Raw genomic sequence first — 11,940 nt, forward strand, 5'->3', positions numbered from 1 at the left:
TTATTTGTCGGTGACCTGATGCAGCACCAGGCACAAATAGACGCAGCACGTGTATCTGAAGGAAAATATGACTACTCCTCCTGCTTCTCCCTCATAAAAGAGCAAATATCCCAGGCAGACCTCGCCATAGGAAATCTGGAAGTCACATTGGGGGGCAGGCCCTATCGGGGCTATCCTATGTTCAGCGCCCCCGATGAATATCTTCAGGCCATAAAGGACGCCGGATTCGATATTTTACTGACAGCCAACAACCACTGTCTGGACCGTGGAAAAAAGGGAATGGAGCGTACCATACAATTACTTGACTCCTCCGGTATTCGTTACGCAGGCACCTACAAGAATCTGTCGGAGCGCAGGCAACGCTATCCCCTGTTCATCAACAGAAACGGCTTTCGCATTGCCCTACTCAACTATACTTACGGCACCAATGGTATCAAGGCTACCTCTCCCAATATCGTAAACTATATTGATAAGAATACCATCCTGCAAGATATCCAAAGTGCCAAGGCACGCCAACCGGATGCCATTATTGCCTGCATGCATTGGGGAGAGGAATATCAGTCCCTTCCCAACCGTGAGCAACGCGAACTGGCCAACTGGTTGCTCCAACAAGGCGTAACACATATTATCGGTTCACACCCTCACGTCATTCAACCGATGGAACTACGTACCAATGGTACCGAACAGCACATCATAGTCTACTCCTTGGGAAACTTCATTTCCAATATGAGCAAGGCCAACACTGACGGCGGCCTCATCTTCACTTTGCAGTTGGAGAAACATCCTCTCCCCCAACCCATCCGTCCCTCTTACACCGGTCAGAGTCAGACGCCTCTACCAGACTCCAATCCTCTGCCTTTTCCATACTGTCGTGTTTCCTATTGTGGATATAATCTGGTCTGGACCGGCCGGCCGGAACTTACTAAAGAAAAAAATTACATTCTTTATCCTGCCAGTTTTCCTACAGAACATTTAACGCCGGAAGCTCGTAAACACCTGGAAATCTTTGTCAAAAGCTCTCGAAAGCTGCTCCAGCAGCACAATATAGGTATCTACGAGAAGAAAAAATAATGCAGAAATCTCAAAAATTTTCGTCTCATTCTTTGCAATATTAAAGATTATCCCTATCTTTGCACCGCATTTAAGAAATGCACTAACATGGTGGCTGTAGTTCAGTTGGTTAGAGCGTCAGATTGTGGTTCTGAATGTCGTGGGTTCGAGTCCCATCTGCCACCCGCAAAGAAGAGGAAATTCGAAAGAATATTCCTCTTCTTTTGTTATTGTCCAAACAATCCCCCAAAGGGAGGCAACGTGGAATCAATGTAAAAAATTGTAGGGATACTCCTCACAGAGTATCCCTACATCATAGGAAGGAATCAATTACCTAAACCAGTCCTTGTACAAAAGAGTTTACTTTCTCAAAATGTTCAAAATAGCTGGAAACTTATTCCGATATTTTGCATTCTGTATCAATCACACTTAATAGTACTTCCTTCCTTACTTTATCAAGCCAGTGATAAGACAACCCGTTATCACCTTATAGAAATAAGAATACAAAAGAAATATTTCATCTTTCAAAGAACATTCTATACCAACACTTTACTATTTTCGATTTCCGTCATGCAAATATAACCCTTTTTGTTTATACGAAAAGCAAAATCAGTTATCTTTGCAAAGATGAAACTCAATTAAACATGAAAATTCTTTGGATAGACCTCAATAGCTCGTATGCACACTCTTCGTTGGCACTCCCTGCACTGCACGCACAAATAGCAAAAAACAATTCCGTAAAATGGGAAATCGTATCTGCCACCATCAATGAAAACGTAGGAATGATTGTCGACGAAATATACCGGCACCAACCCGACATCATTGCCGCAACAACATGGTTGTTCAACCACGAACAACTGTTGCACATAACAGCGAGATTAAAAGCATTGCTTCCCAATAGCTGCTTCATCTTGGGCGGACCTGAATTCTTAGGAAACAATGAAGACTTTCTGCATAAAAACCCTTTCATCGACTGCGTATTCAGGGGAGAGGGAGAAGAAGCATTCCCCCAATGGCTGTCTTGCTGGAACCAGCCGGAAAAATGGAACAGTATTCCGGGACTCTGCTATATGAATCCTCAAAAGCAATATATAGACAACGGCATAGCCCGTGTACTTAACTTTTCCCGGCTCGTACCACCGGAAAACAGCAGTTTCTTCAATTGGAGCAAACCATTCGTACAACTGGAGACTACCCGAGGCTGTTTCAACACATGCGCATTCTGCGTCAGCGGTGAAGAAAAACCGGTGCGCACACTGTCCATTGAAAGTATCCGTGAACGCCTTCAAATTATCCACAGTCATGGAATAAAAAACGTACGCGTCCTCGACCGGACCTTTAATTATAATCCGCGCCGTGCTAAAGAATTACTGCAACTTTTCCTGGAATTCAACCCGGACATATGCTTTCACTTAGAAATACACCCTGCACTATTATCCGAAGAGCTGAAAAATGAATTGAAAAAGCTACCTAAAGGATTGCTCCATCTCGAGGCCGGTATTCAAAGCCTGCGCGAACCGGTCCTCCAGAAAAGCCGTCGGATGGGAAGCCTGGAGGACTCACTGCAAGGTCTTCGTTTCCTATGTTCCCTACCCAATATGGAAACACACGCCGACCTCATTGCCGGCTTGCCTCTATACCGCCTATCCGAAATATTTGAAGATGTGCGTACACTTGCCGGATACAATGCCGGCGAGATACAGCTTGAATCCCTGAAGTTACTTCCCGGCACAGAAATGAGAAGAAGAGCGGAAGAACTAGGCATCCGATATTCTCCTCTCCCCCCTTATGAAGTGCTTCAAACAAATGAAATCAGTGTCAACGAGCTTCAAACAGCCCGGCAACTGTCACGTCTTCTGGATGGATTCTATAACACAACTGCTTGGCAAGCCATCACCCGCAAGCTGATTCTGGATGACAACGACTTCCTACGTCGCTTTCTGGAATTTTTAATCGATAAAAATCTTATAGACCAGCCCATGAGCCTGGAAAAGCGAGGCCTCGTACTCTATGAATTCTGCAGTATGCATTATCCGGCCTATAAAATCATGGTCACCATTGCCTGGATAGAGGCAGGCATGTCATTAAAGAAAAAACCAGCAGAGAAAGTCAAGACCAAGCGCCAGATGCCACCGGAATATTGGGAAGTCATCTATGGAAACTACAAAGAAAGCCTCCGCTTATGTTTTCTACCCATTGACGACAATACCCAAAATGGTTATTGGTTCGGCTTCGAATCGGAAATACAAAAAGCAGAACCAGTATTCAAAGCCAAAGAAATAATGGAGAGGTGTCAAAATACACAATCACCGCAGATTAACACAGATAAAAGTTCTTGATTATCAGAAATTCTATAGCAATCTGTGTAACCTGCGGTGAGTTATGCCCTCATTTCTTCTCCTATCCGCAGTGGAAATACTTCTCGACCAGTTTCAGCATCTCCTCCGGACTGTCTTGTATCTCTGCACGCAAGGTTCTATCCTCGTAAGAACGCAGTTTGGAAATAACCCCATCAACCATTGCAGGACTGAACACATGATATTGCTCAAAGACAGCACGCTGTCTTTCCAAACAATCGGCAGAAGCGGCACAACTATCAGGAAGCTGTTCCAGTTGTTTCAACTTATCTTCATTTTCTTTCTTGTGGATATTTACATTGACATATGTTTTTTCTGCAATTCCTAAAGCATCGTCTATCTCAAATCCATAACGGCAAGCTACAGCAAGTCCGGCAATCAATTGATACAAATCGGCCGAACCGTCAGGCGAACGCATTTCCACCGTCTGTTTCTGTGTAGTATCATAATGACTTGGGGTCTCCAACGGATTTGCCAACATGCACATATCCGTTTTTGCCGACCAGCCCAACGGAACGCGTACCAATACCGAACGGTTGCGGTCGCCCCAGCAAATGTTGGTCGGTGCTTCCTGATGAGGAACCAGACGAAAATAGGAAGTAGGATTTGTATTACCGAAAGCCGTAATGGAAGAAGCCAGCTTCATCATGCCCGCAATGGCCTTACGGGCTGTTTCAGAAAGTGCCCCATCTTTCAGCATCTGGTTCTGCCCGTCCTTCATGATACGCATATGTATATGTAATCCGGAACCGGCTTTTCCTGCCGTGATTTTCGGTGCAAAAGTAATGTTATATCCATACTGGCTAGCCAGATTACGAATAACCCATTTTGCTATCACCAGTTGGTCAGCAGCCTCCTCGGCACGCACCGGCAGGAACTCTATTTCATTCTGCTCATAAATCTTATCGTCCAGCGTAAAATTACCGACTTCAGAATGCCCATACTTTATCTGTCCGCCTGCCTGCGCAATATATGACATACATTCCGTACGGAAATCATTGAACTTGGCATAAGGGGCCGATTCGTGATAACCACGCTGGTCGGTAGCCGGGAACAATCCGTCATTTTCAGAAATGACATAATATTCCAATTCTCCCATAGCCTGAAATTCCATCCCCGTAACCGTAGTGAATGCCTGACATGCCTTACGCAGGGTATATTCCGGAGAACTTTCCAGCGGTTCACCATCCTTATTGAAATAAGAACAGAGCATTGACAGTGTGGGCAATTCAGAAAAAGGGTCTATAAAAGCGGTCCGGAAACGCGGCACTACATACAAATCACTGCTACCGGCCTCTATAAACGGAAACAAGCTGGAACCATCTACGCGTTCACCACATGTAAGTATGGCATCAAGGTATGCTTCATTATTGATGACAAAGTTCAGTGTCTTCAGTCGCCCGTCTGCCGCAGGATACATGAAGTTCACCATACGAATGTCATTCTCCTTTATATAGGAAACAATGTCTGCTTTCGTAAATTCGGAAGCCGGTTTTTGAAGGGCAGCCACCAATAAATTGGGGCTCATGGATAATTCCTGGTTCATAATACGCTGGTTGTTTTTAGTTTTCTATATGGTTAACAAAACACATGCAATTTTTTGTCACAATAAAAAACTGCTGTTTCGCAAAGATACTAAAAGTTGTATCAGAAAAGAAACAAACAACCTAAATCTTATCAGAGAGCCTCAACCTTTTCCGTCGTATCCCCACTTCACGTAAATAGCCCCCCAAGCAAATCCTGCTCCGAATGCTGTAAAAATCAGTTTATCCCCCTTTTTCAGCTTATCCTCGAAATCCCATACACACAATGGAAGCGTGCCGGCACTTGTATTTCCATACCGTTCTATATTGACCATTACCTTTTCGGGAGATACTCCCAAACGTTGCGAAACTGCAGTAATTATACGCATGTTTGCCTGATGGGGAATCACCCAGTCAATGTCCTCCTTCGCCAAGTGATTCCTCTCCATGACCGCCTCACAAGCATCTGCCATATTGGCCACAGCATATTTAAAGACTGTACGTCCTTCCTGATAAATATAATGCATCCGATTGTCCAGTGTATAGTAAGATGGAGCACATACGGAGCCTCCCGCTTTGATATGTAAAAAGGGCAGACCTTTCCCGTCTGTTCTCAATACGGCATCCATTACTCCCATATCCTCCCGGGTGGGTTCCAGCATGAAAGCGGCAGCACCGTCACCAAAAATCGGACAAGTGGCACGATCGGTATAATCAATCACCGACGACATTTTATCAGCCCCTACTACAATGACCTTCTTGTATTTTCCCGAACGGATAAAATTGGCTCCAGTTTCCAATGCATACAAAAAGCCACTACAAACAGCCTGCATATCAAAAGCAAAAGCATTCTTAAGCTTTACTCTCTCACATAATATGGATGCTGTTGAAGGAAAATGATAATCGGCCGTTGTAGTGGCCACAATCACCAAATCAATATCATCAGGATTAGATTTTGTACGTTGCATTAATTGTTTTACAGCTTTACGGGCCATAAACGAAGTCCCCAATCCTTCTTCGTGCAAGATACGTCTTTCCTTTATACCGATACGCCCCATTATCCACTCATCTGTCGTATCTACCATTTTGGATATTTCTTCATTGGTCAGAATATAGTCAGGAACATACCCTCCCACTCCCGTAATTACTGCATTTATTTTCTCCATTAATTCTATCTAGTTTAGTATTGGAATCGGCTCAAAGATAATATTCTTAAAACGCCGAGCGCAAATATACTGAAAAGAGGGTAAAATCCAATAAAGGAAGAACAAAAAGACACTCCCGACAAACTATCACATGGATATACAAAAAAAATCAACTGTCCTTTTTCTATCATTCTTTTGTCAATTTTGTATCAATGAGTTTGAGCAATACAGACTAAATTTGCATAATAAAATGTATCGGGTATTTAAAGAGCAAGTAACTAATCAAAAATACATACAAATAAAATTAACATAACATTTTTATATCTTATGAAACAAAACCGCTTAATTAGCATTGGGGCTTTCATTTTAGTGCTTGCACTTTCAGGCCTTATGACAGGTTGTATGGAGAAAGACGTATACGACCCGAATCGTGAAAAAGAACCTCTTCCTGACCCGGATAAATATTTCGGCTTTGAGATGCGCAGTGATGTCCGGCTTTCTGTCAACTATGACATTTACGGGTTTACTCCTTTGATAGAAATTTACGGTGAAAATCCGATGGAAACAGTGGAAGGTACGCCGATAAAGAAAGAGGGTATAGAAGCCTTGTTCAAAACCTATACCGACAACAGCGGTAAGTATGAGGGAAAAATGCAGCTTCCTACCTATCTTAATAAAGTTTATTTATATACTGCGACATGGGGATTGCCGGGATGCATAGAACTTGAAATTAAAGACAATGCTGTCATTTTTGACATGTCGGCAAAATCAAATCCTAAAACAAAGTCTGTCACTCGCGCTTCGTCTGATGTACCTTATTTAGTAAACAAATCCCAAAATCTATACTCACTGTGCTATTGGGGAGAAGGAGGTCAGCTGAACAGCCAATATATGACAAAGGAAAAAAATATTGGTAATGAAAGTATTTTGGATTTGACAGACCGGATGAAAACATTCTTCAATAAAGGAGGACAAGACAATTCAAAATTACTTGGTAATGGAAAAACTATCAATATTTCGATAAAGGAGGACAACACCGCATTGAATCTCATTTTTCTCAATCGAAGTGCAAGTTATAACAATACTTTCGGATATTATTTTTATAAAACCGGAACGTCCGTCGATGTAGACCAAGTGAGGAAATACATTATATTCCCCAATGTGTCTTTTGACTGGTATGGCGGCCAAATATTGATTTTAGAATCCGGGAATAAAGTTCGTCTGCTTTACTTCGATGAAGACGGCCAAGCCCATGATACATTCCCAGCAGGATATACAGTAGGCTGGTTTCTTTATGCCGACGGTTTTAAGAACGGTTATGGAAATAATTTAGAAGATTATCTTAAATTGCCTGATTTATATAATCCATACAATTCAAATCTTCGCACTTCCAATCCCCAAAACAACATGTCGGCCTTTGTCTCTGTTAAAGACCAAAAAAGCGGCAAGACGATTCTTGGAGCAGAAGATGGTGTAAATCAAAGCTACTGTGACCTTTTATTTTATGTAGATGCTACTCCGGGAAGTTCTATTGACGATCCTGAAAGGCCGTCTATTCCCGATGAAGGTGATAAAGAAGAACCCAAACCCGATGAAGATGAAAATGTTACCGGCACACTGGCATTCGAAGATATTTGGCCTTCCGGTGGCGATTATGACATGAATGACGTAATTGTAGAATACGAACGCAAAGTCTATTTCGACAAAAAGAATATAGTAACGAAGATCGTTGACGAATTCACTCCGGTACATGATGGCGCTACATATGTTAACGCATTTGCCTATCAGATAGATGCAGCACAAATTGGCGATAAAATCACTTTGCCGGAAGGTGCAATATTGGAAAAAGAGACTTCGTCCATTATCGTAATGTCCAATGCCAAACAGAATATAGGCAATAAATATGTAGTCACCAGAGAATTCAACGGTTCTTTCCTAAAGAATCAGCTATTGTCCTATAATCCATACATCATCGTAAAATATTCACAAGGAGAACAGAATCGCACAGAGGTTCATCTGCCCAAACACAAAGCTACAGCTTATGCCAATCAGTCATTGATTGGCAGCAATGATGATGCTTACTATATCGACCGTAAAGGAGCATATCCATTTGCTATCGATATACCGATGCTAGGGTTTACCCCGGTAACAGAAAGGAACAGAATTGACAGCCAATATCCCGGTTTTGCTACATGGGCAAAATCAATGGGAAATGACTGTAAGGATTGGTATAAAAAATAACAGAACAAAAGACAATGAATCATGTGTGGAGTGCCCCCTTATTCGGACGCTCCACCTGTTTTTTTTTGAATTATTGCATATTGACTTGGAGAAATATTATATTCTGCCATGAAACACCTGGAAAAATAAGAAGGATTGGAATAGCCTACCATATACATTACTTCCGATACAGTGAATCTGCCTTGTAATAAAAGTGTAGCGGCTCTTATCATCCTAACACGCCGAATAAGGCTTACTGGAGTAACCCCCGTCAACTGTTTAATCTTTCGATACAACAGTTTTCGATTCATTCCCAACAGTTGACAGAGCATAGCAACATTAAACTCTGTATTTTCCATATGCTCTTCCAACACTGAAACAAGCTTGTTAAGCCAAATTCGTTTCAATTCCAGTTGTCTGTTTTCCAATGGTTTGCATGAATCCATTTTCTCCAATTTTAATATTCCTTCTAAGATCTGTTTGGCTTGTAGTGAGTCCATACCAACTTGATTTTGCAAAGCCTGCAGTTCATTTTTATCTGGTAAAGACACAATAATATTAATTAAGACTCCAGTATCATTTTCCTCACATCTTATGTCAACCTGGCCTTGATATAGATTAACAAATTTGGGAATTAAATGTAACCCCACAAGAGCGATTATTTCATCTATTATTTTAAGATATTCTTTCATATCTTTCTTGCCTTTTGGTATAAGTACAAATTATCCAAATATCAGACAAACATTCTCTCACGGTATTCTGACGGAGTAGTGCCTGTATGCTTACGAAAAAAACGTGTCATCGTAGAATTCGATTGAAAATTAGTTCGTGAAACCACTTCCTTTATTTCAAGATTGGAGTCTTTCAATAAGACTTTTATCTCAAGTATGGTATATTCCACAATCCACTCTTTAGCCGAACGACCAGTATTATCTGTTATTAACATTGTCAGATATTTAGGTGAGATACACATCTTATCTGCATAAAATGCCACATCACGACTTATAGTATGATACTCTATAACCAAATAAAAGAATTCAAAAACCTGCTTCTCTTTACGTACAAACTTCACGGAAGCCATAGCCTTGGGGTTACTCTTATAGCCCACATACAAGTCCCAATAATAAACCCTCAATAAATACATCACCGATTCCCTCCTAAGAAAGGCACAAGATAAATCTACACGGCATGACAATATATGACAGAAATGAACAAAGCGCTTATACTCTTCTTCACTGAGCGGAGAGCTATAATATTTCCTCATATAGAAAAAATAGTCAAGTGTAAGCCTACCCAGCCCATTAATGGTATCCATAAACAATTTCTTTGGTACTTTAAAGAAAATAACGGCAAAGTCTGTACTGATTTCGGTTATACTTGCCAACTGATAAGGAAAAATAGTTATCAAATCATTCTTCACAACCCTGCGTTTATTAGAAAACACATTAAAAAGAGCAGAGCCTCCGGTACAAACTCCATTTATCCCTTCTTCTAGATATGTCGGAATCCCGTCAAGAGGCAAATCAATTACCTTTGTATAAATATTGAACCCCTCTAAATCAAACACACCACTTGAAAAAGGCCTATTATCTTTTGTAGCTTTTACCATATTTGTTTTAAATATTATGCTAAGTTACAAAAAAAAATCATTTTTAGATTATTTGTTCTAAAATTGCACATATATACTGAAGTTCAGTCAAAACTAAAGTATAAATTCTTATTCTATAAAGGGCTAAATAATATCCGATAGGGCAGAGATAATGGAATAAAAAAAGTCCCACAAATCGTTGAATTTATGAGACTTACCTATTCATTATCCAGTTAGTTCAGCGGAGAGACAGGCTCTCGAACCTATGCTTTCAAGAAATATCATAAAATTGCAAATCACTGATAATCATATACTATCTAAAGCGCAGAGTAAATCTAAATCTTTCTGAATATCTTTTGCTATTCCAAATATTGGGTGTATATTTGGGTGTAGAATTTCAAACGCACCCAATTATGAATATCAAACGTAACATCATTTTTGCATTGGAAAGCCGGAAAAAGAACGGTGTGCCAATCGTAGAGAACGTACCCATCCGTATGCGTGTCATATACGCAAGCCAACGCATCGAGTTTACAACAGGCTACCGGATTGACGTAGCCAAATGGGATGCCGACAAACAACGGGTAAAGAACGGATGCACCAACAAACTAAAACAAAGCGCATCCGAAATCAATGCGGACTTGCTGAAATATTATGCCGAGATTCAAAACGTGTTCAAGGAGTTTGAGGTACAGGAAACCATACCGACCACCCAACAGCTAAAGGATGCGTTCAACCTGCGGATGAAAGACACCAGCGAAGAGCAGCAGGAAGAAACACAAATAAGTTTTTGGGAAGTATTCGATGAGTTTGTAAAGGAGTGTGGCAATCAGAATAACTGGACGGCATCCACCTACGAGAAATTCTCAGCAGTGAAAAACCACCTCAAAGAGTTCAAGGAAGATGTAACCTTTGAATACTTCAACGAGTTCGGCTTGAACGAGTATGTAAATTTCCTGCGTGACAAAAAGGATATGAGGAACAGCACCATCGGCAAACAGATGGGATTCCTCAAATGGTTTCTGCGCTGGAGCTTCAAGAAAGGGCATCATCAGAATATTGCATACGACACTTTCAAGCCCAAATTGAAAACCACCTCTAAAAAGGTGATATTCCTGACTTGGGACGAATTGAACAGGCTGAAAGATTATCGGATACCGAAAGACAAACAATATCTGGAACGTGTCAGGGATGTTTTTCTGTTCTGTTGCTTCACAAGCCTGCGATATTCAGATGTTCGTAATCTGAAAAGAAGCGATGTGAAACCCGACCACATCGAAGTTACCACAGTCAAAACGGCAGACAGCCTGATAATTGAACTGAACGACCACAGTAAAACCATACTCGAAAAATACAAGGAAGTCCATTTTGAAAACCACATGGCACTGCCTGTTATCAGCAATCAGAAGATGAATGATTATCTGAAAGAACTGGGGGAACTGGCTGAAATCAACGAGCCTGTACGGGAAACATATTATAAAGGAAATGAACGTATAGATGAAGTCACCCCGAAATACGCATTATTAACCACCCATGCAGGAAGAAGAACATTCATCTGTAATGCGCTGGCTCTCGGTATTCCGGCACAAGTCGTGATGAAATGGACGGGGCACAGTGACTATAAAGCCATGAAACCCTATATTGACATAGCGGATGATATTAAGGCAAATGCCATGAACAAGTTTAACCAACTATAAAAGTATCAATCAGTTTCATAGATTATCAGCTATTTGAATTATATTTGCGACAACAATAAACATTAGAATGGAAAATAACAGAGAATATCATATAGGAAGAACGGACTTTGACGCATTTGTTCATGCCGTCGGTTCGGAAATAGAACAGGCGCAAGTCCGGCTGATTGCCGCAGCCAATGCGCAAATGCTGTTCCATTACTGGAAAATGGGCAACTATATCCTGTATCATCAGAACTTGCAAGGCTGGGGAAGCAAAATCATCAAGCAACTGGCAAAGGCTATCCGGTTCAATTACCCCGAAAAGAAAGGTTATTCGGAGCGTAACCTTACTTATATGTGCCAATTTGCACGGTCATATCC

General features: G+C 41.2%; 9 protein-coding genes and 1 tRNA gene. 6 read left to right on the plus strand and 4 right to left on the minus strand.

Annotated elements, in window-relative coordinates:
* The 3 genes from ABUA47_RS14645 to ABUA47_RS14655 form a co-directional block, all read left to right on the plus strand.
* Positions 1–1,071 (plus strand): CapA family protein (locus ABUA47_RS14645; RefSeq protein ID WP_349831724.1); only part of this gene is annotated, 1,071 nt, incomplete at its 5' end.
* A gap of 90 nt (positions 1,072–1,161) precedes the next feature.
* A tRNA-His gene (locus ABUA47_RS14650) sits at positions 1,162–1,235 on the plus strand.
* A 459-nt stretch (positions 1,236–1,694) separates the two neighbouring features.
* Positions 1,695–3,389, plus strand: a complete 1,695-nt coding sequence (locus ABUA47_RS14655) for a B12-binding domain-containing radical SAM protein (protein ID WP_008664938.1) — start codon at positions 1,695–1,697, stop codon at positions 3,387–3,389.
* Positions 3,390–3,450: 61 nt separating this feature from the next.
* Here the strand turns inward: ABUA47_RS14655 and ABUA47_RS14660 are convergent, their stop codons facing one another.
* Positions 3,451–4,953, minus strand: coding sequence for a glutamine synthetase family protein (locus ABUA47_RS14660; protein WP_005832480.1), 1,503 nt, complete (start codon positions 4,951–4,953; stop codon positions 3,451–3,453).
* A gap of 141 nt (positions 4,954–5,094) precedes the next feature.
* Positions 5,095–6,096 carry a beta-ketoacyl-ACP synthase III gene (locus ABUA47_RS14665; protein ID WP_008664940.1) on the minus strand — a complete coding sequence of 334 codons (1,002 nt, stop codon included), beginning with the start codon at positions 6,094–6,096 and terminating at the stop codon, positions 5,095–5,097.
* Between the two features lie 306 nt (positions 6,097–6,402).
* Between ABUA47_RS14665 and ABUA47_RS14670 the strand changes: the two genes are divergently transcribed.
* Positions 6,403–8,316 (plus strand): LruC domain-containing protein, encoded by a 1,914-nt coding sequence (locus ABUA47_RS14670; RefSeq protein ID WP_005831574.1) that lies wholly within the window; start codon positions 6,403–6,405, stop codon positions 8,314–8,316.
* A gap of 38 nt (positions 8,317–8,354) precedes the next feature.
* Here ABUA47_RS14670 and ABUA47_RS14675 read toward each other — a convergent pair whose 3' ends face one another.
* A complete protein-coding gene (locus ABUA47_RS14675; protein WP_005831576.1) occupies positions 8,355–8,987 on the minus strand; it encodes a helix-turn-helix domain-containing protein in 633 nt (210 codons plus the stop codon).
* 41 nt (positions 8,988–9,028) lie between these two features.
* Positions 9,029–9,904, minus strand: coding sequence for a helix-turn-helix domain-containing protein (locus ABUA47_RS14680; RefSeq protein ID WP_035448877.1), 876 nt, complete (start codon positions 9,902–9,904; stop codon positions 9,029–9,031).
* Between the two features lie 392 nt (positions 9,905–10,296).
* Here ABUA47_RS14680 and ABUA47_RS14685 point away from each other — a divergent pair, with 392 nt between their 5' ends.
* Positions 10,297–11,580 (plus strand): site-specific integrase, encoded by a 1,284-nt coding sequence (locus ABUA47_RS14685; RefSeq protein ID WP_004292952.1) that lies wholly within the window; start codon positions 10,297–10,299, stop codon positions 11,578–11,580.
* Positions 11,581–11,647: 67 nt separating this feature from the next.
* Positions 11,648–11,940: DUF1016 N-terminal domain-containing protein (locus tag ABUA47_RS14690; protein WP_349831727.1), on the plus strand; the 293-nt coding region annotated here is incomplete at its 3' end.

The organism is Bacteroides sp. RTP31139st1_H2_RTP31139_211217, from assembly GCF_040227615.1.
In the GTDB taxonomy this organism is placed as follows: Bacteria; Bacteroidota; Bacteroidia; order Bacteroidales; family Bacteroidaceae; genus Bacteroides; species Bacteroides uniformis.

Coding starts and splice junctions, on each gene's coding strand:
- ABUA47_RS14675 (WP_005831576.1), bottom strand. CDS start 8,987: ATGAAAGAATATCTTAAAATAATAGATGAAATAATCGCTCTTGTGGGG.
- ABUA47_RS14655 (WP_008664938.1), top strand. CDS start 1,695: ATGAAAATTCTTTGGATAGACCTCAATAGCTCGTATGCACACTCTTCG.
- ABUA47_RS14685 (WP_004292952.1), top strand. CDS start 10,297: ATGAATATCAAACGTAACATCATTTTTGCATTGGAAAGCCGGAAAAAG.
- ABUA47_RS14680 (WP_035448877.1), bottom strand. CDS start 9,904: ATGGTAAAAGCTACAAAAGATAATAGGCCTTTTTCAAGTGGTGTGTTT.
- ABUA47_RS14670 (WP_005831574.1), top strand. CDS start 6,403: ATGAAACAAAACCGCTTAATTAGCATTGGGGCTTTCATTTTAGTGCTT.
- ABUA47_RS14665 (WP_008664940.1), bottom strand. CDS start 6,096: ATGGAGAAAATAAATGCAGTAATTACGGGAGTGGGAGGGTATGTTCCT.
- ABUA47_RS14660 (WP_005832480.1), bottom strand. CDS start 4,953: ATGAACCAGGAATTATCCATGAGCCCCAATTTATTGGTGGCTGCCCTT.